Origin of the sequence: Bacillus sp. THAF10, assembly GCF_009363695.1 — a bacterium.
GTDB lineage: Bacteria > Bacillota > Bacilli > Bacillales > Bacillaceae_I > Sutcliffiella_A.
The window spans coordinates 3085419-3108665 of sequence record NZ_CP045403.1; the positions used below are offsets into that span (position 1 = coordinate 3085419).

The following is a 23247-nucleotide window of genomic DNA, read 5'->3' on the forward strand; positions in this document are numbered from 1 at the left end:
ATTAGTATTGCACAAGAACCGTTGTACTAAGTGGCTCTACTAACAGTTTTTCTGATACTTTCGAGATGGTTTTCACACCAGAACTTGTAGCATTTACGAGCATTTCCCATTCACCTTTTTTGGATAAAGGAACACTTTCTTGTTGCAGTCCATTATGAAAAATGACTAAAATATCCTTCCATTTTCCATATTCCTGAACATCTTTTAGATGATACTGTAGCAATGCGCCTGTTTCATATGGAAAACAAACATGACTCTGAATCTCTTTTGCTGTTGCAAATCTAAAAGCTTGATGAGTTTTTCTGAGCTGTATTAACCCCTTAATGTAATTCACGTTGTCAGAATAAGTATGTTTTCGCTCCCAATTCAAGCTATTTATGGAATCAGGTGACTTGTAGCTGTTTTCCTCTCCATTTTTGGTCCGAAAAAACTCCTGACCAGCATGGAGAAAGGGAATTCCTTGAGCAAGGAGGATAATTGCTGTTGCAAGACGGTGCCGACTCATTCTAATTTTTTCCTCTTCATGACTATTACAAATTAGTATCTTATCCCAAAGTGTATGATTATCATGAGATTCCACATAATTTATTGACTGAGCAGGACCTAAGAAAAGTCCCTTAGAATCAAAAGGGCTACTACCAGTCAGAGTTTGCTTTAAAAAAGGAATTTTGTGTGTATTACCAAGAGCAAAACCTCTATCAAATAAATTAAAAGTGCTTCCCTTTACCGAGTCTCTGACCATATCATTAAAAAAGGCAATTCCCGGCATTTTCTTGGCGTTCCATAGCATCGCTTTTTGCTCCGATGGCAAAGGCGTGTTTAATTCCCACCCTTCTCCAAGTATAATAGCGCCAGGCTTGATTCTCTGAACCGTCTGATAGATGCTATTCATCGTTTCGACATCTAAAATTCCCATCAAATCAAACCGAAATCCATCCACATCATACTCCACTAGCCAATACTTAACAGAGTCAATAATAAATTTCCTTACCATCTTCTGCTCAGAAGCAATATCATTCCCTACTCCTGTTCCATTCGATGGCATGCCATGATCATCATGTCTAAAGTAGTATCCAGGCACTATTTTTTCAAACGAAGATGTTTCTCTTATAAACACATGATTATACACAACGTCCAATATAACCCTTAGTTGATGTTGATGTAGCTTTGTAATCAAGGCTTTTAATTCTTGGATTCTTGCGTAAGGGTCCTCTGGCTGAAGAGAATAGCTTCCTTCTGGCACATTAAAAAGCAAAGGATTGTAGCCCCAGTTATAACTCTTTTCCGCATCTTCTTCATCTACTCCGCCATAGTCATTGATAGGAAGTAGCTCCACATGAGTGATACCAAGCTCCTTGAGATAAGGGAAACCCGTTTTTCCAAGTAAACCTGCTTTTGGTTCTTCCATAAACGCTGCATATTTTCCCTTGTGCACGATTCCGCTATCTGAATGGGAAGAAAAATCGCGAACATGAAGCTCGTAAATAATGGATTCTGTTGCCCCTGGAAGAGGAGAGAGTGGAATGTTCGGTACGGCCACCTTCTCTTGATCGATTACGATTCCTGCTTCACTATTAATGCTAGAAGCTATTGCATAAGGATCCACCGCTTCTCGCCAAATAAGATTCACACACACAAGATAGGTATAGCGATACCCCTCCAAATCCCCCTTTATCGTCACCCGCCAAATTCCTTTTTCTTCTCGAATCAGACTAAACAGGCTAGCTTCTTCCATTGTGGACCTTTGCAATTTAATTTTTACAGCAGTTGCAGTTGGTGCCCAAATCGTGAAAGTAGTTTGCTCCTTTCGATAGCGAGCACCTAGGTCGTCTTTTTCATAGTAAAAATAGGCATCGAACGGTTTTGTTCGGATAACTGCACCAATCTGAAGATCTGTTCTTCTTTTATGTTCATCGATAATGGAATACTTTAAGCCAATGGAAATAGGCTCTGAAGTCTTGCAAATATATTTGATTGCATGTGGCAGCATGCTTTTGCTTACTATAGGTAATTCTGTTTCCCTTTCATGATGCAAAAGGGTGAAGGATGCAGATTCCCCTTGATGAACATCAAGGGGCAACAAAATCGTAATCGAGTCCATTTCATCTAAATAGGCTTCAAACTCTCTCTTGATGGAAATCATGCTGTCCCTCCCCTTCTAACATTTCCTACCTAATAAGTTTATTCTCATTGTGCTGAAATAATTATTATTGCCATTCCGGACGACTCATATAAGTGGATTGACAATAAGAAAGGAGTGCTCCTGCAGCTTTTAACTGTCCAGCTTTTAGAGGCAGCTTGTTCTCTCTCATCATTTCAAACCATTTCTCATACGAACGTTTATCCACCACCTGGATATCTGTAGGGCCGTCAAAAATATCAATATAGCCCTTTGGATGAAGCAAATACTTTGTAATCGGGAGATCTGTGTCATATTTAGTAAGGATATTTCTAATGACTGCTCCCATCCTGTTCAGGCTAATCGTTGGATTCACTATTTTTCGTTCTTGCTCTTTTTCACGAATAGACCAAAAGCGATCGTTATTTCCAAGCACCACACTACCTTCTTGTTCTTCCATATAGTACAGTGCAAATATATTCCCAGGAGTAATGAGGATAATTTCAAGCTCGACTGGAGCCTGTTTTACAAGAAAAATCGGCTTATACATGACAAAATAGGTATCAGGAAATCGTTGCAAAAAGAATTTTAACAAGGAATCTTTTTTGTAATTTTTCTGCATGTACGATATGTCCCGTATTGTGGAACTTGCCCATTTTAGTTGCAGTGGGAGAAGCGAATCGAGGAAAAGTTGTTTTCTCTCTTCCGTCGTCTTATTTGGGGGAATTGCAGGTAGTTCCCATTCCTCGTCTTGATTTTCTCCATCTGTTACTTTTCCGGTAAAAAGCTCTTCCTCTTTTTCTTCTTTTCTTCTAAATGGGTTTAGGAACGACATTCGCTTGCTTTCTTTCCCCTCCACTCCTTCTTCTAAGGGAGAAAGTACGGAAATTTGTTCAGCAGGTCGTTTGGCCATTTCTTGAAAGGATTCCCATTTTTGCTTTTTTAAACGAATATACTGACTTGGATAGCGATATATATCCGCTTCATAGCGGGTGATATAATCTTGTAACTTTATTAATTGCGCCACAGATGGTCACTCATTTCTATAGAAAATAATGTATCGTAATTGGTAATACAAGCGCATACAACAATGCGGAAATTGTCATGCTTATCGAACTAAATGCCGCCTCTTCCTCTCCATATTCCATCGCTTTCGCTGTCCCTATTCCATGTGCCGAACAGCCAAGCCCAACACCCACGCTCAAATAGTGTTTTATGTTTACATAGTTTAGAAGTTTAGGAGCAGTGACGGCCCCCATTAATCCGCTTAATATAACCAATGCCGCTGCAAGACTCGGTATGCCTCCTGTGAGACTAGTAATATCCATCGCAATCGGGGAAGTGACAGATTTGGGCAAAAAGGTGACAGCATGCTCTGCTGAAAGTCCTGCTAGCTTCACATACATAAACCCTGAACCTATTCCAATTGAAATCCCTGTTAAAAGCCCCGCAAAGAGCGGAAAGCGGTAGCGGATGATTTTATCCTTTTGCCGATACAAAGGATAAGCAAATGCCACAACAGCAGGACCAAGCAATTCCTGTATCCAATACCCTCCGTCCATGTAAGTATCATACGGAATGTTTAATAATAATAAAAAAATGATGAGGACTCCTGTGGTGGTAACGACAGGATTTAATATCGTAAATTGGAATTTGCGGTAAAGGCTTCTCATGGCCATAAAAAGAGTAACAGTAGCAAGAATCATGCCAACGCCAATCATGATGGATTCCCTCCTGCACCTTTTGTATTTTTATCGACCATTTCCACCGCTTTTTGAGATACTAGTGCGCTACTAAGCATTACTAAGAGTGTGCCGATAAATAATGCACCTAACATCATCATTCCTGCACTGCTTGTTAAAAAACCAAAGTAATCCATTACTCCAACTGTGGCAGGAACAAAAAATAACGGTAAATAAAGCAAGAGAAAGCCAGCACCATCCTCTAGTGCTTTTTCTTTCATCACACCCGTTAATAACAGGGATAAAAGCAAGATAAGACCAATGATACTCCCTGGTATTGGAAGGTCTAATCCTTCTTTTATGAACAATCCGAGCTTGTAAAATATGTATAGTATCAATGTTTGACCTACAATCTTCATTCCCCTCATAACCCAATCCTACTCCTTATATTAACGGAAATTCTTCTTTTTCTTCATATTTTGGCATTCTATCTAAATGTGTTTCATACAATATCACGTTATTAACTTGGAAGCTTTGAGAGAGGCTACTGGATGATTGTAGCTTGTCCTCAGTCATCGAGCCAGGTCCTTTCCACTTTCTAGCAAGTGTGATATGTGGATGAAAAGGCCTTGTATCAAGCGTAAAACCAATATTTTGACAAACATCATAAACAGATTTTCGTAAGCTGAAAAGTTGTTCAGATTCCTCCACACCATACCAGAAAATCCGTGGAGATTGCGGATTACCAAAAGTTCCAAGATTATTTAACACGATTGTAAAAGGTTCATGCTGTTTCACAACGTTTGGTAGCAATTCCATTATCCGCTTCTTTTGTGAAGGTTCCATCCTACCTAAAAAAGCTAAAGTTAAATGAAGATCGTCAGGATGAACCCAACGCGTAAACGGAAGCTCGTTTTTCATATTTTTCATGGATAGGGAAAGCTTTTCTTTCAGCTCCATCGGTATAGGTAGCGCGAGAAAATAATGTGTATGTGTATCCATCATTCCATCCTTCCAGATTTTCCAATTCATTTTTCAAAGCTAAAACTTCTCCAGAGAAAAGAGCATAATTGAAACGTTGATTACGAAGGCGATAAATATTCGCAGAGCAACAAAGTTCGGAAAAACAGCTTTTATCTATCTTAGCACCAATCTTCTTTTGTACATACCCCTTATAATCTATCCATTTAGTTAGAATTTCATTTTTATGATACAATATTTCCTAGATAATGCTACATAAAGAAAGGTTGTGTGCACTTGTGAAAGTTGTATCTAATATGGCCGAGCTTATCGGCGACACACCACTGGTTAAATTAAACAGAATTGTACCAGAAGGAGCAGCAACAGTATATGTAAAGCTCGAATTTCAAAACCCAAGTGGCAGCGTAAAAGACAGAGCCGCTTTTAATATGATTGTTCAAGCTGAAAAAGATGGTCTCATCTCCCCTGGTGCTACTATTATTGAACCTACTAGCGGTAACACCGGAATTGGACTTGCCATGAATGCCGCAGCACGTGGCTATAAAGCTGTTCTTGTGATGCCAGATACGATGTCTGCTGAGCGGATAAATCTTTTGAAAGCATATGGTGCGGAGGTTGTGTTAACTCCTGGTGATGAAAAGATGCCAGGAGCGATTAAAAAAGCGCAGGAACTCGTAAAGGAAATTCCAAACAGCTTCATGCCCATGCAATTTGAGAACCATGCCAACTCAGACGCCCACAGAAAATCTACGGCTCTTGAAATTATTGAAGCGATGGAGAAAATCGGGAAACCCCTTTCTGCTTTCGTAGCTACTGCTGGAACTGGCGGCACCATCACAGGTACAGGGGAAGAGTTGAAAAAGCATTACAATGGGCTTACCGTACATGTGGTAGAGCCTGCCGGATCGCCTGTATTGTCTGGAGGAAAACCTGGTAAACATAAGCTTGTTGGAACAAGTCCTGGCTTTATTCCAGATATATTAAATCAAAAAGTGTATGATGAAATTTTCAAAATTAAAGACGAGGACGCTTACGATGTTGCAAGAAAGCTTGCCCTTCATGAAGGAATTTTAGTTGGACCTTCCTCAGGAGCTGCCTGCTACTCCGCCATCGAAGTAGCCAAACGCCTGACACCAGAAGATATAATTGTTTGTATCGCATGTGATACAGGAGAACGTTACCTGTCGACAGATTTATTCGATTAGGCTCTTTTCTAAAGGATTGTTTCCATAAACTAGGAAAAAGTCGACTCTAAGACTTTTTCCAATCTTTATGCCAAGAAAAATTGCCACAAGTTTCACTCTTCCTCCACGAAAAGAGCACGAGTGCAACGTGGATTACGGGTGTCTTCACTATACGCAGTAGCAACAAAGTTTGCGAAGACAGCCTTCGATTACGAGAAAAAGTAAGAAAATCCCGGCCACTACCAGTGCCGGGATTTTCTTATGATGCCCTCGCCAAGAGCTTCTTATCTAATTGATGAATCATCGCAATGCAAATGACGCCTCCAAACGTCAATAAACCAAAGAAGAGGTATACATGCATCACGGAATAATATTCTAAAAGAAATCCTCCTAAAAAGGTACAGAACCAGCTGCCAAGACCATTCCCTACAGCTGTATACAAGGAAACAGCCGTTGCTCTAGCGGAGCTAGGTGCGATATCCCGGACAAACTGCAAGGCGGCTGGTATGAAAAGACCAACAGAAAAGCCTTGTGCAATGGTGGTGGCATATACCAAATACAGCGGTGGCTCAAAGAAATAAAGCACCCAGCGAATCATCGCAATGCTTGCAGCGCTTATCATAATGGCATGAAGTCCAAATTTAGAAATCCACTTGCCAGCTACCCTCATAAAAGGTGCTTCGCTTCCAGCAGCTAGCAAAAAGGCAATTCCAACACCAGTTACAGTCCCGCCTATTTCCGTAATAAACAAGCCAAAGTAAAAGTTATTGGCAAATACAGGTCCGAAAATAAGAAACGTCGTAACTAAAAACATCACAAACTTCGGCATCTTTAACAGCGTGCCCACTCCATCTCTAATATTGACACTTATGTTCTGACTTTCCTTTGGGAGAAAAGTAGTAAAAAATGTTGCCAGTAATAGCGCTGCTGCAAACGTATAAAAAATAACTTTTAATGAAAAGAAATCAGAAAGCCAGCCCGCTATAAGTACAGCAATCGCAAATCCAACCGCTCCCCAAAGACGAATCGAACCATAGTTACCTTTCACACGCTGAACATAATTTAATGTTATGCTGTCAGAAATCGGCACAAGGGCACTTTGCGTGACTGCGAGGAGAAACGCTAGTGCTAATAACCCAGGATAGCTTCCCATGAAGGAAAACACAAGACCTGAGAGCGCAGTTAAAAAGAGTGTCCAGACAAGAATTTGCTTCGGTTTTTGTGTGTAATCACTGAATACTCCCCACAAAGGTTGTACAAAGATCATCACAACCGGACTGATGGACATAATCATACCGATTTGCGATCCAGTCAAGCCAACATCTTCCTGCAGGTAGACTGTTAATAATGGAAAAAGTGCACCAAAGCTGAAGAATGTCAGGAAATAATAGCTATAAAAATATCTCGTTGTATTAGTGGCACTGCCCATTTTCTGTCCTTCTTTCTTTATTAAATAGTGACTTTTTTCGCAAACTTTGTTTCTTCTGCGAAGATATAATTTTGAAGCAATTTTTGTTTGCTTAGATAAGGAAAAAGTCTTCAAGCCGATTTTTTCCTTGTTGATAGCATCAATCTTTTAGAAAAGAGCTTCAATAAAAGTAAGGTTACCTGCTAAATTGCAGGTAACCTTAACATTCTACCACAAATACTTCAAAGTGAAGTGGTTATTTTGCAAGCTCATAGATTGCTTGGGCATAGATTGCCGTTGCTTTTACTAGATCCTCGATGACAATATATTCATCCTTCTGGTGAGCAACATCTTCTCTGCCAGGAAACAGTGGGCCAAAGGCAACACCTGCTTCAAGTGAACGAGCATAGGTACCTCCACCAATGGAAAGAAGCTTTGGCTCCTCGCCTGTTTGCTCTTGGTACACCCTTTGCAAAGTTTGGATTAGCTCGTGGTCCTGTGGCACATGATGTGCAGCTGATACTCTAAATTTATTTAAATCAAAGCCATATTCTTCCGCTATTCTCTCTAATTTATGTTTTACAGCGTCTGTGTCACATGTAACAGGAAAGCGGATGTTGACACCTAACGCTCCAATAGATGCTTCGTTCACATAATGGAAAACGCCAGTGTTAATCGTTAAGTCATCGGAAATGTCATCATGAAAGGCAATTTCAAGGTTTTTCCCACGTGAATCAAACGCTAGCATTTCACTGATGAATTTCACATAGCCTTTACCCTTCCCATCAAGTGCTAATGAATGTAAGAAACTTGCCAAATGATACCCAGCATTCACTCCGTTATCCGGTTCCATCGCATGAGCAGAAACACCTTTTATAGAAAGTGTAATCACATTTCCTTCCTTCGTATAACCACCCTCGATGTCGTTCTCGCCTATATATGTATTGAAAGCATGGGTGATGCTATCCATTTCGTCAGTAACTTCCAAGGTTGCTTTCGCATGATCAGGAACCATGTTTAAGCGGCGACCTGCATCAAAGGTAAGTAAGGTAACTTGAGAGGCTGTGTTTTCTAAATCTAATTTTTGCTGTAGCTGTATATCCCCAATTCCCTTTTCTGCATAGATAATGGGAAAGTCTGCATCAGGAGCAAAGCCCATCGTTGGCATTTCTTCATGTTTAAAATAATGCTCTACACATTGCCAATTGCTTTCCTCATCGGTTCCAATAATGATTCGAACACGTTTGGATAAGGACAGATCCAGCTCCTTTACAATTTTCAAGGCGTAATAAGCAGCCATGGTCGGACCCTTATCATCCATTGCCCCACGTGCAAAGATTTTCCCGTCCCGGATGGTAGCGCTAAACGGATCATCTGTCCAGCCATCTCCTTCCGGAACCACATCCACATGGCATAGTATCCCAACAAGTTCTTTTCCTTGCCCATGTTCAATATGTCCTGCATAATGGTCTACATTTTTGGTAAGAAAGCCATCTTTCTCTCCTTGTTGTAGTAAAAACTGCAACGCCTCTTCAATCCCTTTTCCAAAAGGTGCTTCCTCCGTTGCTTCTTCCTCATTTAACACACTGTTAATTCGCAGGAATTCTTGGGTGTCTTTGATCATTTCGTCTTTTCGTTTTTCTACTTCTTCTAACCAATTAATCTTTGTCATCTTCTTATCACCTCAATAAAAAATGAATAAGCGTATTCAACATAAGCGCAAACCCTATAGCCCCTAAAGCTGGGTAGTATAACCAGCGAGTGACAAGGTGCTGATAGTGCTCTTTCACCAGTTGCTTCCCCTTTTGCATATCCAAAAAAGGGTGTGCAACGAGTTCATCATATACTATATTTAACCACTCTTTCATGAAAAAGAAAAATGCTAGGAATACGCCATATTTTGTCCATAAAGGAAGAAGGGACATTGCTCCAATTGTAATACCAATTATTTTGAGATAGGAGAGAATATGTCGATAATTTCGAAGCAAATATTTAAAGAACAGCTCTGTTAACGCATAGTGTGGACTTCTATTTTCAAAAATTCTTTGGGAATGTTTAAACAAAAATGGTTTTGATCGATTAGAGGCCTTTGGAATATGAACGTACTCTGAAAACGAAAAAATCATACCCGTATACTTTTGACGAATTTTCTCGTTATTCTCCATATCCTGAGTAAAAGTGTCCCTTTTTAAGTAGAGCCATCCCATTATCACAGTCAGAGAAAACGCTCCAATCACCCACACAAACGAATTAAGCAAGTAATAATACACCAATCCAAACACAATGAATGACAGCAGCGATACACTAGTTCTCCACCATGCCGACCAGAGCAACTCTATCCACGTACGTACCATCACCAAAAAAAGCGATAGAATACAATAGGATAGTAGCCAATCTATAAATTTTAGTTGAAAGGACTGAGAAAGCATTAGTAGATAGTAAAAAACACTTCCCAACAAAATAGCTTTAAGTAGTGTTTTAAAAAGTGATGCGATTAAACTATAGAGTTTTATCCCTTTCAATAAATCAGAACGCCTGATAAAAAAATAGCTATCTGCCTCTTGAAAATAGATTCTTATTGAGCCATTCCAAGCAAAAAAATAAAGCATCACAAGGATGAGTATACTAGGTGTCTCCTCTAATATTCCTAAAATACCCGGCAGCATATCATAAAACATGGCCCCCATGAATAGGATGAAAAGGGATAAATAAAACACAATGGTCCAATCTAAAATTGCCATTGTATTCTTCCATTGATAGCGCTGCTCTTGTTTTAGGCGTTTCCTAAACAGTTGAAACGCGCTCATTTAGATAGCTCCTTTTCTGAAAGAGTATAAAAGCAATCTAACAGCGAACCTTCAGGAAGCTTACAGGTAGTTTGAATATCTCTTAGAGTTCCTTCAGATTTCACTCTGCCATCTGAAAGAAGAATAAACCTATCACAAATTTTTTCCGCTGTATCAAGCACATGTGTACATAGCAAAATGCCTGCACCTCGTTGTTGCTCAGCTTCAAACAACTCCAGAAGCCTTTTCGTTGCAATTGGATCCAGTCCTATGAAAGGTTCATCGACAATATACAAGGATGGTTTTTGCATGATGGCAAAGATCAACATGGCTTTTTGCTGCATCCCTTTGGAAAATGTCGCAGGAGATTCATGGACAGCATCCTTCAAATCAAATCGTTCAAGCAACTCCTCCACTCTCTTTTTCCAAACAGCCTCTTCCATCTCGAAAAGGGATGCCATTAAATCAATATGCTCCCATAAGGTCATATCATAATAAAAAACGGGCTTTTCTGGGATATAAGCATAGGATTGATTGGAAGGAAGTGATATTTCCCCTTCAAAATTCGGATTCAACCCAAGAATTGTTTTAATCGTTGTGCTCTTTCCTGCACCATTGGGACCAATGAGGCCAACCATTTCGCCCTTATTCACCACAAAATTAATATTCTGCAATACAGACATCTCATCATCATAGCCTGCTTTATGTAATTTTATCGCTAACAATTGCACCACCAGTCACTCCTTTCTATACTTTTTACGATATAGTTAGGACAATAGTTTCATATTTTTCTAAAAATTACTAGCGGTTTACTGTCGAGTAGTGTAAAATAATGTATATAGTCACATGTAACTGAAGGATTAAAAGTGACACATCCGTAATTTATTGTTAATATTGTGTAAATTGCATCATTATTCTAGAATTTTTTTCTCATAATCGTGTACAATAGAAACTAACTTAATACCTAATGCCTTCCATCAAGAATGTAGCTAGTAGTACCATGTTAAATACCGGATAAGGAGTGGTTTTTTGAAGCCTTCAACTAACCGTATGCTAACCCGTATTAAAGCCGTCTACATGTTTATTCATGAAAGAGGAACAGTTTCCACCCAGCAGCTGGTCGATGAATTTGGGATTACTCCCCGTACCGTTCAGCGTGACTTAAATGTGCTTGCATTTAATGACCTGGTGGAAAGTCCAACAAAAGGCAAGTGGACTACTACGCAGAAAAAAGTTAGGTTGACTTCATAAAGCTACATAAACTCAAGCCCCACACCTCTAGAGATGTGGGGCTTCTATTTATTTATTCTGTTTTACAAGCTCCAATTCCTCATCTGTCAGCTCACGATATTCTCCAAGCTCTAATGTCTCATCAAGCTTTAGTTCTCCCATGCTCAAGCGCTTCAAGTAAGTAACTGTTTTGCCAACTGCCTGGAACATCCGCTTGACCTGATGAAATTTCCCTTCCACAATGGTAATCTCTATTTCGGAGACTGGTCCCGTTTGTAGGATCGTCAATTCGGCAGGTAAGGTTTCATAGCCATCATCTAGAGTGACACCCTCTTTAAATGCCGCAATATCCGCTTCTGTTACCTCACCATCAATGGTTGCATAATACGTTTTTGGCACATGTTTTTTCGGAGAAAGAAGCTGGTGAGCTAGCTGACCGTCATTTGTTAAAAGCAACAGCCCTTCCGTATCCTTATCAAGCCTTCCTACTGGGAATGGCTCAAACATTTTATCCTCTTCTTCTAAAATATCCACCACCGTTTCCTGGCGATGATCCTCTGTGGCAGATAGGAGACCAGGAGGCTTATGCATCATTAAGTAAATGAATTCCCGGTACTCTACCAATTCATCGACCACCATTACTTCATTCACATCTGGATCCACATGCTGCTTTGCATCCTTTATCACTACTCCATCTACTTTTACCACACCTGTTTTCAGGAGTTTTTTTACTTCTTTTCTCGTGCCAAATCCACTGTTGGCAAGCATCTTATCCAATCTCATGGTTGTTGCTCCTTTCATATGGAAAGAGGCCTCTGAAGGGAGACCTCTATCCTCTTGCTCCTCTATTTAAAAACTTAAATCGGTTTCCGAACAGGTACATTAATAGGCCGCTTCGATAGCTTAGAGCAAAGTACACACCTGCTCCTGCTAAGGCGCAGACCCCAACGACGATAATTGCTTGAAGACGGCCTTCGCTGTATGAAACTACACCACTTAAGAGTTGTAGAACAATAAGGACGACAACAATCATGGCAGTGTTGAATAGTAACATGAGGAAGCCTCGTCTTAGGACCATGCTATAATTAAAGTCTGTGAACTTTTGGATGGACCAGAGATTTATCACAACACTTGCAGTATATCCAATGGCGGTTGCTACTATAGAACCTTCCGCGCCCATCAATAGGATAAGCGGATAATTTAGTATCAGTTTCAAAAGCAATCCAATCGCAAGTCCAATAACCGTATATTTCTGTTTGTTGATGCCTTGCAATACAGAGGCAGTAACGGTGAAAATTGCCAATGGTATAGCGGTCGGTGCATACCAAGTTAATAGCTCCCCACCTATGGGATCATAGGAAAAGAAGGCTGCATATGCTGGTCCTCCGAGAAGCGATAATCCTACACAAGCCGGGACAGTCAAAAAGAGTAAAATCTGCAACGTCATACTAAGTTGCTTTTGCAAACTTTGATGCTCACGACTGATAAATGACTTCGTTATAGCAGGAAGCAGACTCAGTGCAAAAGCTGTCGCCAACGTAATAGGAATCATAATTAGTTTCTGACCGTAATTGTTGATGATACCAAAAGCGGTATCTGCAAATTTATCGGTGTACCCAGCTAATATCATGGTTCTAACAAAAGAGAAAGTATCTATTAATTGAAAAAGAGGCATGGCCAACCCCACGAAAACAAATGGCATGGCATAAGAAATTAATTCCTTATACATCTCTTTATAAGACAGATTTACTGAATCAGGATCTTTTTCAAGCATGGAATCCAGGTTTTTCTTTCGTTTAAACCAGTACCATACTAGAATCGCAAGACCCCCTATCGCGCCGATAAAAGCCGCAAATGTTGCAAAACCAATGGCAACGGTCATATCCCCCTTTAGAACTTCGAGTATGAAATATAAACTTCCCAATAGGAAGATAATTCTTACTAGCTGCTCCACAACTTGAGAAATTGCCGTTGGTCCCATGGATTCATAACCTTGAAAAAAGCCACGTATCAAACTCATGATAGGAACCACCAGCAAAGCCACGCTTACCATCCTTACAACAAATGTTATATCTTCATAAGAATGCTTACCTTCTTTAATGATCATAGGAGATAGATACGGTGCTAACAAAAACAACGTTAGAAACGAAACAACCCCTGTAATACTCATGACTATAATACCGGAACGGAAAAGTTTTCTGCCAACACTATATTCACCCATAGCATTATACTTTGCGACAAACTTGGATACCGCGAGTGGCACACCAAGTGTAGCCATACTTAAGAAAACAGAATATAACACATAAGCATACGAATAAAGAGCTCCACCATCATTTCCAACCATGGCATGGAATGGAAAAATATAAACTAAACCGAGTACCCGTGACAGCATCGTTCCTACTGTCAGAATCAGTGTACCTCTCAATATATTTGAAGTTGACATAAAATCCCTACCTATTATCTTGTAACATATTCTTTAACCTTTGTATTTTATCATAGTTTCATGTGAGAACGAAAAATATTACCAGCCAGCATGAAGAGTTCTTTGCAGATTTATATTCAAAAAGGAAAGATATGGAGTGTCCTCTTCTAGTTGATCAAGCTCATCTTTCGTCAACACAACTGTAAATTCTCCATATGCATCGGCATCAAGCAGCAGTTGCCCTGCTTCCTTCTGGCTAAAAATCAACCCAAACTCCTCTTCCTTGTTGACTAACATGCAAAGCACATAGGCATTCATTTCTTTTTCAAACAGCCATGTATAGGAAAATGTATGTATTTTGGTTTCCATTTGAAGTGGCAATGTTGGTACAGACAAAAGTAAAACAGGTTGGCCATTTTCCTCTGTCCAGCCCCCATCAAAAGGGATATGTGCCTCTGATAAATTTGGTGTATAGCTCATAAATTCCCTCATTTCATTACGCTTGTTTTCCTATTAAATCATACGGAAGTTGTGTCGTTTTGTCCAACCTGGGGTATAATGGGGCATAAAGAGAAGAAATAGAATTGGTTGGTGAACAAAAGTGAATTACGATGTAATTGTAATAGGTGGAGGACCATCTGGACTGATGGCCGCTATCGCTGCAGCAGAACAAAAAGCAAAGGTGCTTTTAATAGATAAAGGAAATAAGCTCGGTCGCAAACTAGCAATCTCCGGTGGTGGCCGCTGCAATGTAACAAACCGCTTACCTGTGGATGAAATCATCAAGCATATCCCAGGAAACGGCCGCTTTTTATATAGCGCTTTTTCTGAGTTTAATAATGAAGATATTATTCGTTTTTTTGAAAAGCTTGGCATCCAATTGAAGGAAGAAGACCACGGACGGATGTTTCCCGTTTCTGATAAAGCCCAAAGTGTGGTAGATGCATTACTGACGAGGTTGAAAGACTTAAAGGTTGAGATGCGCACAAATACCTCCGTTGAAACAATAGAATATAAAGATGGACGTACAGATGGCGTGTTATTAAAAAATGGGGAGTTTTTGACGTGCCGTTGTGTAGTGACTGCAGTTGGCGGAAAATCCGTTCCTCATACAGGTTCTACAGGTGATGGATATCCTTGGGCACGAAAAGCCGGCCACACCATTACAGATCTTTTTCCAACAGAGGTTCCGCTAACTTCCAATGAGAGATTTATTCGTTCCAAGGAATTGCAGGGCTTGTCCTTGCGAGATGTGGCATTATCTGTGTTAAATCCAAAAGAAAAAATTGTAAAAACCCATCAGATGGATATGATTTTTACCCATTTTGGTGTGTCTGGACCTGCAGTATTGCGTTGCAGCCAGTATGTCGTAAAAACGATGAAGAAGTTCGGTGTGGATAAGGTGACAATGAGCCTTGATGTAATGCCTTCTGAAAATGAGGAACAGGTATTTCAGCAGCTACAAAAAGCACTAAAGGACGAACCAAAAAAAGCCATCAAGAATGTTCTTAAAGGGCTTGTACCTGAACGCTATTTATTGTTTTTGCTTGGAAGATGCGGAATTGATGAAGTGGAAATTGGCGCAACACTTTCCCATGAAAAAATAAGAGAGCTTGCGAAAATGTGCAAGCAGTTCCGCTTTGAAGTTAATGGTACACTCTCCATTGAAAAAGCATTTGTAACTGGCGGAGGTGTGTCCGTAAAAGAAATCCACCCGAAAGAAATGGCTTCGAAGCTAATGGACGGGTTATATTTTTGTGGGGAAGTACTAGATATCCATGGATATACTGGTGGTTATAATATTACTTCAGCACTTGTGACAGGAAGATTGGCAGGCTTGAACGCCGGGAAAAAGGCGTCCAGCCTACGTCGTAATTAATAACACAAACGATGTTACAATTGCTAGTCCAACTCCATACATGCCAAACTCATTAAAGAAAGATTTGCTTTCCTCAGCCATTACTTCGTTTTGTGTGTGGTGATTCATGATTACAACATCCTTTCCTTTTTTGTAGTATCTACTATATTAGACGAACTGTGTTGCTAAAATGTTTCAGTTATTATTAATTTGTTTCAGATATTTATCTATACCCACAAAAAAGAACCTGATAAACATCCTTTCTACATGTTTATCAGGTTCTAAATATTACCATCGCAGAAAAACAATAGATTTGCTCCTCCTCATCAGAAATACATCCCACCTGGTATTTAATATCTATCAAATCTCGGTCTGAAATATCTTTTAAGAAATGATTAATCGCATCCTCTAAATCCCGTTCATGCTCTTCATCAAAAACCCTTACCTGTACCACGTAAATCCGACCTCCTAGGCATGTTTTATTACTATGTATAGATGGAAAGCAGGAGTTTTATACATGGATGAGGAAAATAAAGGAAGGATGATGTGGAGGTTACGTGTTATGAAAGTAATTGCTACTAAACGTGTAATAGTAGGTAGTCTACTTTGCATTTATTTTTTTGGCGTTTTTATCTATCATGGTGTGAGCTGGGAGCGGACGAAGAAGTTTAATGAAAAGTTTGATGCTTGGTACTATGCAGAAAATGATGGAGAAACCCTTAATATTACTGTAAGGCTGGAAGACAGCCTCCGTGATGAACGGAACTTTCTTGTAATAGATTATCCTTATGATTCTATCTACCTTGGTATGAATAACTTGATTTCTGGTAATTATTCACTGAGTCAGGAGCGCTCTACCAGACACCAGATGGTATTTGGGCTAACGGACCACGAAGATCGAACTTATCATTTTCAATTTAAACGAGAGAAGATTGGAAAAGGTGAGTTTGATGAACGGCTGCCGATGATTTTTATCTTTTCTGAAAAGGATTGGCTTGTCACGAAAGAGAGCTCTTACATAAATGTAAGATATATCGAGCGGGAATAGCGGAAGCCGAAAAGGAAGACTTTTCGGCTTTTTTAGGTAGGGTCTTTTCAAAAGATTGTTGCTATAAACCTGGAAAAAGTCGGCTTTAAGACTTTTTCCAATCTGTATACGAAGAAAAGTTGCCACATGTTTAAATCTTGTTTCACGAAAAGAGCAAGACAGGATCGTTGATTACGGGTGTCTTATCTATACGCAGTAGCAACAAAGTTTACGAAAACAGCCTTTAGGTGAAAATCATCATGAATCCTACGTACATGAAAATGACAGAAACTATTAATGAAATTTTATTAAACTTGAAATAAGAAAGTTGCGGTCTTGCATCTCTAAGTTCTTGGGCTATCTCTATTAACAGTTCCTTGTCACGGAATCTTTTAAACTCTACTTCCATGCTGCTTTTATCAAGGTCCTTCCAATTCACTTTAATGACCTCATCTGAGTGCTCCATATAATAATGTGTGATGTAGTTACTACTGATGTATTCGTCGTTTGCTTTTTCTTTTTTTGTATATTGATAGTTGCTGCTTTCCAGTTTCTTTTCGAAAATTTGGAAGAAGGATTTCGGTTCGTATTTTTTGAGATGAAGCTCCGCCCTTTTCAGCCTGGTGACTGTGGTGGCAACCGCAGATAAGATAATTCCCACTAGGAAGGTCCGCGTTGTATCATCTATCTCTTTTCCAGAGTAAAAGGTAAAAATGATAATGATAGCAAAAACGATCGAAAATAAGACACCCTTGAATCTATCTAGGGTGGTAGAGGTGGATACTCCCATTTGACGATAGCTATCCCAGCCATCATAGATTAATGCTGCTCCAAGAAAAATGAGAAAGATTGCTAGTAGGTGTTCTTGGATAAATTGCATCTGCATACTTGGTGCCTCCTTCTTTTTATCTGTTGATTCATTTACGTTTGAGGCTGGGAAAGGTTTCAGAGTTTATGGAGCAGTGGGGTTAGGTTGTAGGTGCGGGATTTAGTTTGGCCATTTCCTGATAAATTCATATTCCTAATAATGAGTCTGATGACATGATTATTATTAATGCGTAAAAACCTTTTTAGTTCTGACATTGTGATTACCGTACTGATTAACAAAGCATAATCTATTAAAGCTTGAATATGGGCGTCGGCAGAAATCAATGAACAAACAGGACATTTCCATTTCCCGTGGATTCTTTGCATCACTACATTAGGATTGCAGTCTGGACATAATACTCCAGTTAGTATGTCTGACGGGAAAACCTTGTATTGTCCTATAGGTGAACTCTGAAGTGGGGTATGGTCTTTATTTAATTGTTTTGAGATTTTATTGAGGGTTTTCTTGTCATAGTGGATGAAGGAGTGTTTTCTTAAATATGGGTCTACTTTTACTGATAGTCCTGGACTTTTAATTACATGCTTTTCTACGATGCTTGGGTAGGAGAGGGCTTTAACAATTACTTTAGGATTGGTTAACACAACCAGCTTTTCAGTAGGAGCAATAGCTAAGTTTTTATTTTTCATCCATGACTCCAGCTTATGACATTGATTACTTACCTGAAGGATGGGATCCTGTAAAGCTTTTAGTGGTTTATTCTCCACTTCTTGTATGAGTTGTTGATTTTTTGGATCAAAGTGGATAATTCCACGTAGATATTTTACTTCAAGGAGTAAACAGAACGTTGAAAATAAAATAAGCGTGTCTATTTGGAAATGACTATCTCTGTATGGAAGCCTTAAATCATGGAATATATAGTACGGGGTATCTGTTTCTGGGAGGAGTGTTAAATAATAGTCTAGTGATTGTTCACCATAAATCCCTGCTTCTTTCATTCCTAGTTCACTTAATATTTCTTCATACTTTTCGTGCTTTGGCTGTACCCTTCTCTTCATTGCCCTTAAAATGTGAACTCTTAAGGGGATTCTCCTGTGTTTTTTTATCAATATATCACCTCTACTTTGGATTATTAATAGTATTAGACATGTTTCCACAAAATCCTCCCTTATTCACCGTAAAAATTTCTGTGAAAATATGTGCTTAAATTAAGATACTTTGGTCTTCTATCGTGATTGTGACTTTTTGGAGAGTTATTGTGACTTTTTTTCCGATGATTGTGAGTTTTTTGAGTGTTATTGTGAGTTTTTCACCCTTTATTGTGATATTTCGGATTCCAGAATAAAATCCCGCCTCACTTAACCCCATTTAACTCCTAATTACCTTTTTTTAATCAACCCCATCTCTCCACATGTAGCGATATCCACTAGTTCCAGCTCTAACCCTAAGTCAGTCCCCAAATTACCTTATTTCAACAACCCCATCTCTCCACATGTAGCGGGCTCTACTGGTTTCCCCACCAACCATATGTCAATCCCCTACCAACAACCCCACTTCTCACGCAAAGCCTCCTACCCGGTTTTGAACTTTCCCTCCACAATAAATAAAAAAACCACCAATCAGCGGCGCTTATTCTCGCCCACCGGTCAGTGGTTCAACTCAACTTATTCTACGCTACCTTCCCACTCGAGCATTCCGCCGACCATGTTGCGGACTTTGTAGCCTTGGTCTTGGAGGTAGTGGCAGACATTTTCGCTGCGGCGGCCAGAGCGGCAGATGAAGATGTATTCTTTTTCTTTGTCTAGCTTGTCTAAGCTTTCTGGGATATCGCCCATGCGAATGTGCTCAGCTTGCTTGATTTTGCCGGATTCTACTTCTTCGTCTTCGCGAACGTCGACTAGGTATAGCTCTTCGCCTGCATCAAGCTTTTTCTGTAGCTCGTCGGTTGTGATGGTTTGGATGTCTGACATAAATGAAAACCTCGTTTCTTTTGTATAGGAAAGCTAGCTTTATTTTAACAAAAAGAAAACAAGACTGCCAAATGGAATGGCAGCCTTGCTTTATGCTAGTTCGCTACAATGTTGACAAGCTTGCCTGGCACAGCAATTACTTTGCGAACGGTCTTGCCTTCAATCGAATCTTTTACCACATCATCTGCAAGTGCGATTTCTTCCATTTTCTCGCGGGTAGCATCAGCTGGGACGTGTAGTTTGGCTTTAAGCTTGCCGTTTACTTGGACCACGATTTCGATTTCGTCTTCGACTAGTTTGGATTCGTCAAATGTTGGCCAAGCCTCATATGTGACAGTTCCTTCGTAGCCTAGCTTTTCCCAAAGTTCTTCTGCGATGTGCGGGCAAACTGGGGAAAGCATTTTGACGAAGCCTTCTACGTATTCTTTTGAGATTGTTTCTGCTTTGTATGCTTCGTTGATGAATACCATCATTTGAGAAATGGCTGTGTTGAAGCGCAAGCCTTCGTAGTCTTCAGTCACTTTTTTCACGGTTGCATGGTATGTTTTTTCAAGGGTATCACTTTCGGCGACTTCTACCACTTTTGAGCTTATTTTGCCATTTTCCTCGACAAACAATCTCCATACGCGGTCTAGGAAGCGGCGGGATCCGTCTAGTCCGTTAGTAGACCAAGCAATGGAAGCTTCAAGTGGCCCCATGAACATTTCGTAAAGGCGTAAAGTGTCTGCCCCGTGTGAAGCAATGATTTCATCCGGGTTTACGACATTGCCTTTGGATTTACTCATTTTTTCATTGTTTTCGCCAAGAATCATTCCTTGGTTGAAAAGCTTTTGGAATGGTTCTTTTGTTGGTACCACACCGATATCGTACAAGAATTTGTGCCAAAAGCGCGCGTATAGTAAGTGAAGTACCGCGTGTTCCGCTCCACCGATGTAGATGTCCACCGGCAACCATTCTTTTAGTTTTTCTGGATCTGCAAGTTGCTCACTATTATGTGGGTCGATATAGCGTAAGTAGTACCAGCAGCTTCCACCCCATTGTGGCATGGTGTTTGTTTCACGACGACCTTTTTTGCCTGTTACAGGATCGACTACATTTACCCAGTCCTCAATAGCAGCAAGTGGAGACTCGCCTGTACCTGATGGACGGATTTCTGTTGTTTTTGGCAACACAAGTGGAAGCTCTTCTTCAGGAACAACTGTTGTTGTGCCATCTTCCCAGTGGATGACTGGAATTGGCTCCCCCCAGTAGCGCTGACGGCTGAATAGCCAATCACGAAGACGGTAGGATACTTTCTTTTCCCCTTTTTCGTTTGAAGCTAACCACTCAATCATGTTTGTGATGGCTTCTTCTTTTCCAAGGCCGTTTAAGAAATCGGAATTCACATGATCGCCGTCGCCTGTGTAGGCTTCTTTAGATACATCACCACCTGCAACAACCTCGATAATAGGAAGGTCGAATTTTGTTGCAAATTCCCAGTCGCGCTCGTCATGTGCCGGAACTGCCATGATAGCACCAGTCCCATAGCTCATTAATACGTAATCGGCAATCCAGATTGGTAGCTTTTCACCATTTGCTGGGTTAACAGCATAGGCTCCAGTGAACACCCCTGATTTTTCTTTAGAAAGCTCGGTACGCTCAAGGTCACTCTTGCTTTGAATTTTCGCAACATAAGCATCTACTTGTTCACGTTGCTCATCAGTGGTAATTTTTTTCACTAATGGATGCTCGGGAGCAAGAACAGCATAAGTAGCGCCAAAAAGTGTATCAGGGCGTGTGGTGAAAACGGTGAAGCTTTCGTCTGTACCATCAATTCCAAAGTGGACGTTTGCTCCTTCTGAACGGCCGATCCAGTTACGTTGCATATCCTTTAAGCTTTCTGGCCAATCAAGCTCGTTTAGGTCTTCAAGTAGACGGTCTGCGTATTCAGTGATTCTCAAGATCCACTGTCTCATTGGACGGCGCTCGACTGGATGGCCGCCACGCTCTGATTTTCCATCGATTACTTCTTCGTTCGCTAGTACTGTTCCTAGAGCTGGACACCAGTTTACAGGTACTTCATCCACATAGGCTAACCCTTTTTCGTAAAGCTTTGTGAAAATCCATTGTGTCCATTTGTAGAAGTTAGGATCTGTAGTGTTCACTTCGCGGTCCCAATCATAGGAGAAACCTAGTTCTTTGATTTGCCTGCGGAATGTGTTGATGTTTTGTTCGGTAAACTCTGCTGGGTCATTCCCAGTATCAAGTGCATACTGCTCAGCTGGAAGACCAAATGCATCCCAGCCCATTGGGTGAAGCACATTATAGCCTTGCATGCGCTTCATGCGTGAAAGGATGTCTGTTGCCGTGTAGCCTTCTGGGTGACCTACGTGTAGGCCTGCACCAGAGGGATACGGAAACATATCTAAAGCATAGAATTTTTCCTTTCCATTGTCCTCATGTGTTTTATTTGTTTTGTTTTCTTCCCAGTACTTTTGCCATTTTTGTTCAATAGATTGATGTTGAAACGCCATAAAATTTTCCTCCTAAATCAAAATAAAAAAGCCTCTCATCCCAAAATAGGGACGAGAGGCTTGAATATACTTATTCACCTTCCGCGGTACCACCCAAATTATTATCACTTTTTATGGTGATAATCACTCGAAATCCTTAACGCGGATGATACGGCAAAACCTTACTAGCTTCAGATTTGAAGTGTTCACATTTGCTACTCCAAGGTGAGTTCATGAACGCTCGTTTGTTGACTTTCACCACCCGTCAACTCTCTTTGCTCGTTTCGTTCACTACTAATCCTTTTCAACGTATACAATTTAGTTGTTAGTTTGTATTGTAATGAATTCTAAAAAAAACTGCAAGGGGTATTTTCCCTATTTCTCTAATCATTATGAACAAATCGGAAAAAGTTATACAAAAGGAAAGTCCCAGTGCAGATGCAACACCGGGACTTTTCTTTATTGAACTGTATATCCACCGTCTATAACGACTGCCTGACCGGTTACTCCACCGGCTGAATCGCTACTTAAAAACATCGCATAGTCGGCTATTTCTTTTACTTGTAGAAGTCTCTTCTGAGGCACCAATGGGTAGATGACTTCTTCTACTACTTTTTCAAGCTCGACATTTCTGGTTGTCGCAAGGTCCTTTAGCTGGTTGCGAACAAGTGGGGTGTCCACGTACCCTGGGCAAAGGGCATTCACCGTTATCCCATGGGCCGCTCCTTCCAATGCAGATACCTTAGTTAGTCCAATAACACCATGTTTTGCGCTGTTGTAGGCTGCTTTTCCCGCAAATCCAACCAGGCCGTTAATGGACGCCATATTGATGATGCGGCCAAAGCCTTGTTTTTTCATGATGGGGAAAGCATGCTTGGTTGCCACAAAAGGAGCAACAAGCATGACCCTAGTCAATAGTTCAAACTTTTCGGTTGGAAATTCTTCAATCATGGAGACATGTTGAAGTCCCGCGTTATTAATTAAAACATCCAGTCTACCAAACTCGCTTATCGTAGCATCGATTACAGATTTAAGATCGTCTTCTGAAGTTACGTCACAGCGCATCCCTTTTACCGTTAATCCTTGACGATGCAACTCTTCTCCAGCTTCTACGACATGTTCTTCATTTAAATCGGTTAGCATCACCTTTGCGTCAGCTTCTGCAAATTGTTTGCCAATTTCATAGCCTATCCCTTGCGCTGCTCCAGTGATGAGAACCACCTTATCTTTAACCATTGCTGCATTTTCTCCTCTCTATCTGC

23 protein-coding genes and 1 other annotated feature are annotated in these 23247 nt (G+C 40.4%); of the genes, 4 read left to right on the forward strand and 19 right to left on the reverse strand.

Going from position 1 to position 23247, the window contains the following annotated elements; genetic code table 11:
• Window position 1: 1 nt before the first annotated feature.
• The 5 genes from pulA to thpR all read right to left on the reverse strand — a co-directional run bounded on the left by pulA (window position 2) and on the right by thpR (window position 4833).
• Window positions 2–2143, reverse strand: coding sequence for a type I pullulanase (gene pulA, locus FIU87_RS15985; protein ID WP_152445504.1), 2142 nt, complete (start codon window positions 2141–2143; stop codon window positions 2–4).
• A 64-nt stretch (window positions 2144–2207) separates the two neighbouring features.
• Window positions 2208–3146 carry an NERD domain-containing protein gene (locus FIU87_RS15990; protein WP_152445505.1) on the reverse strand — a complete coding sequence of 313 codons (939 nt, stop codon included), beginning with the start codon at window positions 3144–3146 and terminating at the stop codon, window positions 2208–2210.
• A 16-nt stretch (window positions 3147–3162) separates the two neighbouring features.
• Window positions 3163–3840, reverse strand: coding sequence for an LrgB family protein (locus tag FIU87_RS15995; protein ID WP_152445506.1), 678 nt, complete (start codon window positions 3838–3840; stop codon window positions 3163–3165).
• Window positions 3837–4229 carry a CidA/LrgA family protein gene (locus tag FIU87_RS16000; protein WP_152445507.1) on the reverse strand — a complete coding sequence of 131 codons (393 nt, stop codon included), beginning with the start codon at window positions 4227–4229 and terminating at the stop codon, window positions 3837–3839. The genes FIU87_RS15995 and FIU87_RS16000 overlap by 4 nt, the downstream gene beginning before the upstream one ends.
• Before the next feature lie 16 nt (window positions 4230–4245).
• Complete coding sequence (thpR, locus tag FIU87_RS16005; protein WP_152445508.1) at window positions 4246–4833, reverse strand: RNA 2',3'-cyclic phosphodiesterase; 588 nt, start codon at window positions 4831–4833, stop codon at window positions 4246–4248.
• A 227-nt stretch (window positions 4834–5060) separates the two neighbouring features.
• Between thpR and cysK the strand changes: the two genes are divergently transcribed.
• Complete coding sequence (gene cysK / locus FIU87_RS16010) at window positions 5061–5987, forward strand: cysteine synthase A (protein WP_152446617.1); 927 nt, start codon at window positions 5061–5063, stop codon at window positions 5985–5987.
• A 238-nt stretch (window positions 5988–6225) separates the two neighbouring features.
• Here the strand turns inward: cysK and FIU87_RS16015 are convergent, their stop codons facing one another.
• From FIU87_RS16015 to FIU87_RS16030, 4 genes are all read right to left on the reverse strand, one after another.
• Window positions 6226–7395 carry an MFS transporter gene (locus FIU87_RS16015; RefSeq protein WP_152445509.1) on the reverse strand — a complete coding sequence of 390 codons (1170 nt, stop codon included), beginning with the start codon at window positions 7393–7395 and terminating at the stop codon, window positions 6226–6228.
• A gap of 235 nt (window positions 7396–7630) precedes the next feature.
• On the reverse strand, window positions 7631–9046 hold the full coding sequence (pepV, locus tag FIU87_RS16020) for a dipeptidase PepV (protein ID WP_152445510.1): 1416 nt from the start codon (window positions 9044–9046) through the stop codon (window positions 7631–7633).
• Window positions 9047–9053: 7 nt separating this feature from the next.
• Window positions 9054–10181 carry an ABC transporter permease gene (locus tag FIU87_RS16025; protein WP_152445511.1) on the reverse strand — a complete coding sequence of 376 codons (1128 nt, stop codon included), beginning with the start codon at window positions 10179–10181 and terminating at the stop codon, window positions 9054–9056.
• Window positions 10178–10891, reverse strand: a complete 714-nt coding sequence (locus tag FIU87_RS16030; RefSeq protein WP_152446618.1) for an ABC transporter ATP-binding protein — start codon at window positions 10889–10891, stop codon at window positions 10178–10180. The genes FIU87_RS16025 and FIU87_RS16030 overlap by 4 nt, the downstream gene beginning before the upstream one ends.
• A gap of 298 nt (window positions 10892–11189) precedes the next feature.
• Between FIU87_RS16030 and FIU87_RS16035 the strand changes: the two genes are divergently transcribed.
• Window positions 11190–11411 carry a DeoR family transcriptional regulator gene (locus FIU87_RS16035; protein ID WP_152445512.1) on the forward strand — a complete coding sequence of 74 codons (222 nt, stop codon included), beginning with the start codon at window positions 11190–11192 and terminating at the stop codon, window positions 11409–11411.
• Between the two features lie 48 nt (window positions 11412–11459).
• On the opposite strand, the gene FIU87_RS16040 is transcribed toward FIU87_RS16035, so the two are convergent.
• The 3 genes from FIU87_RS16040 to FIU87_RS16050 all read right to left on the reverse strand — a co-directional run bounded on the left by FIU87_RS16040 (window position 11460) and on the right by FIU87_RS16050 (window position 14292).
• The gene (locus FIU87_RS16040) at window positions 11460–12173 is read right to left on the reverse strand and encodes a pseudouridine synthase (RefSeq protein ID WP_152445513.1); all 714 of its coding nucleotides are present in this window, start codon (window positions 12171–12173) and stop codon (window positions 11460–11462) included.
• A gap of 46 nt (window positions 12174–12219) precedes the next feature.
• Window positions 12220–13833, reverse strand: coding sequence for a putative polysaccharide biosynthesis protein (locus FIU87_RS16045; RefSeq protein WP_152445514.1), 1614 nt, complete (start codon window positions 13831–13833; stop codon window positions 12220–12222).
• Between the two features lie 78 nt (window positions 13834–13911).
• Window positions 13912–14292: a hypothetical protein gene (locus FIU87_RS16050; protein WP_152445515.1), complete on the reverse strand. Its 381-nt coding sequence runs from the start codon at window positions 14290–14292 to the stop codon at window positions 13912–13914.
• Window positions 14293–14413: 121 nt separating this feature from the next.
• Between FIU87_RS16050 and FIU87_RS16055 the strand changes: the two genes are divergently transcribed.
• The gene (locus tag FIU87_RS16055) at window positions 14414–15691 is read left to right on the forward strand and encodes a BaiN/RdsA family NAD(P)/FAD-dependent oxidoreductase (protein ID WP_152445516.1); all 1278 of its coding nucleotides are present in this window, start codon (window positions 14414–14416) and stop codon (window positions 15689–15691) included.
• On the opposite strand, the gene FIU87_RS21595 is transcribed toward FIU87_RS16055, so the two are convergent.
• Both FIU87_RS21595 and FIU87_RS16060 read right to left on the reverse strand, forming a co-directional pair.
• Entirely contained in the window at window positions 15677–15799 is a 123-nt protein-coding gene (locus FIU87_RS21595; RefSeq protein WP_301538633.1) for a hypothetical protein, read from the reverse strand. The two genes, FIU87_RS16055 and FIU87_RS21595, sit on opposite strands and share 15 nt — an antisense overlap.
• Before the next feature lie 145 nt (window positions 15800–15944).
• Window positions 15945–16124: a sporulation protein Cse60 gene (locus FIU87_RS16060; RefSeq protein ID WP_152445517.1), complete on the reverse strand. Its 180-nt coding sequence runs from the start codon at window positions 16122–16124 to the stop codon at window positions 15945–15947.
• Window positions 16125–16187: 63 nt separating this feature from the next.
• Here FIU87_RS16060 and FIU87_RS16065 point away from each other — a divergent pair, with 63 nt between their 5' ends.
• Window positions 16188–16718, forward strand: a complete 531-nt coding sequence (locus tag FIU87_RS16065; RefSeq protein ID WP_152445518.1) for a hypothetical protein — start codon at window positions 16188–16190, stop codon at window positions 16716–16718.
• A 223-nt stretch (window positions 16719–16941) separates the two neighbouring features.
• Here the strand turns inward: FIU87_RS16065 and FIU87_RS16070 are convergent, their stop codons facing one another.
• The 5 genes from FIU87_RS16070 to FIU87_RS16090 all read right to left on the reverse strand — a co-directional run bounded on the left by FIU87_RS16070 (window position 16942) and on the right by FIU87_RS16090 (window position 23221).
• Entirely contained in the window at window positions 16942–17583 is a 642-nt protein-coding gene (locus FIU87_RS16070; protein WP_152445519.1) for a hypothetical protein, read from the reverse strand.
• Window positions 17584–17642: 59 nt separating this feature from the next.
• A complete protein-coding gene (locus tag FIU87_RS16075; protein ID WP_152445520.1) occupies window positions 17643–18581 on the reverse strand; it encodes a nuclease-related domain-containing protein in 939 nt (312 codons plus the stop codon).
• 606 nt (window positions 18582–19187) lie between these two features.
• Entirely contained in the window at window positions 19188–19493 is a 306-nt protein-coding gene (locus tag FIU87_RS16080) for a rhodanese-like domain-containing protein (RefSeq protein WP_152445521.1), read from the reverse strand.
• A 95-nt stretch (window positions 19494–19588) separates the two neighbouring features.
• Window positions 19589–22006 (reverse strand): leucine--tRNA ligase, encoded by a 2418-nt coding sequence (gene leuS / locus FIU87_RS16085; protein WP_152445522.1) that lies wholly within the window; start codon window positions 22004–22006, stop codon window positions 19589–19591.
• A 44-nt stretch (window positions 22007–22050) separates the two neighbouring features.
• Window positions 22051–22302, reverse strand: a binding site (T-box leader).
• A gap of 142 nt (window positions 22303–22444) precedes the next feature.
• Window positions 22445–23221: a 3-hydroxybutyrate dehydrogenase gene (locus FIU87_RS16090; RefSeq protein WP_152445523.1), complete on the reverse strand. Its 777-nt coding sequence runs from the start codon at window positions 23219–23221 to the stop codon at window positions 22445–22447.
• Window positions 23222–23247 lie beyond the last annotated feature (26 nt).

Bases quoted from the DNA above. Each gene is read 5' to 3' on its own strand.
- pulA (WP_152445504.1), bottom strand. From the start codon at position 2,143: ATGATTTCCATCAAGAGAGAGTTTGAAGCCTATTTAGATGAAATGGAC.
- FIU87_RS15995 (WP_152445506.1), bottom strand. From the start codon at position 3,840: ATGATTGGCGTTGGCATGATTCTTGCTACTGTTACTCTTTTTATGGCC.
- FIU87_RS16000 (WP_152445507.1), bottom strand. From the start codon at position 4,229: ATGAGGGGAATGAAGATTGTAGGTCAAACATTGATACTATACATATTT.
- thpR (WP_152445508.1), bottom strand. From the start codon at position 4,833: ATGAATTGGAAAATCTGGAAGGATGGAATGATGGATACACATACACAT.
- FIU87_RS16015 (WP_152445509.1), bottom strand. From the start codon at position 7,395: ATGGGCAGTGCCACTAATACAACGAGATATTTTTATAGCTATTATTTC.
- pepV (WP_152445510.1), bottom strand. From the start codon at position 9,046: ATGACAAAGATTAATTGGTTAGAAGAAGTAGAAAAACGAAAAGACGAA.
- FIU87_RS16025 (WP_152445511.1), bottom strand. From the start codon at position 10,181: ATGAGCGCGTTTCAACTGTTTAGGAAACGCCTAAAACAAGAGCAGCGC.
- FIU87_RS16040 (WP_152445513.1), bottom strand. From the start codon at position 12,173: ATGAGATTGGATAAGATGCTTGCCAACAGTGGATTTGGCACGAGAAAA.
- FIU87_RS16045 (WP_152445514.1), bottom strand. From the start codon at position 13,833: ATGTCAACTTCAAATATATTGAGAGGTACACTGATTCTGACAGTAGGA.
- FIU87_RS16050 (WP_152445515.1), bottom strand. From the start codon at position 14,292: ATGAGCTATACACCAAATTTATCAGAGGCACATATCCCTTTTGATGGG.
- FIU87_RS21595 (WP_301538633.1), bottom strand. From the start codon at position 15,799: ATGAATCACCACACACAAAACGAAGTAATGGCTGAGGAAAGCAAATCT.
- FIU87_RS16065 (WP_152445518.1), top strand. From the start codon at position 16,188: ATGGATGAGGAAAATAAAGGAAGGATGATGTGGAGGTTACGTGTTATG.
- FIU87_RS16070 (WP_152445519.1), bottom strand. From the start codon at position 17,583: ATGCAGATGCAATTTATCCAAGAACACCTACTAGCAATCTTTCTCATT.
- FIU87_RS16075 (WP_152445520.1), bottom strand. From the start codon at position 18,581: ATGAAGAGAAGGGTACAGCCAAAGCACGAAAAGTATGAAGAAATATTA.
- FIU87_RS16080 (WP_152445521.1), bottom strand. From the start codon at position 19,493: ATGTCAGACATCCAAACCATCACAACCGACGAGCTACAGAAAAAGCTT.
- leuS (WP_152445522.1), bottom strand. From the start codon at position 22,006: ATGGCGTTTCAACATCAATCTATTGAACAAAAATGGCAAAAGTACTGG.
- FIU87_RS16090 (WP_152445523.1), bottom strand. From the start codon at position 23,221: ATGGTTAAAGATAAGGTGGTTCTCATCACTGGAGCAGCGCAAGGGATA.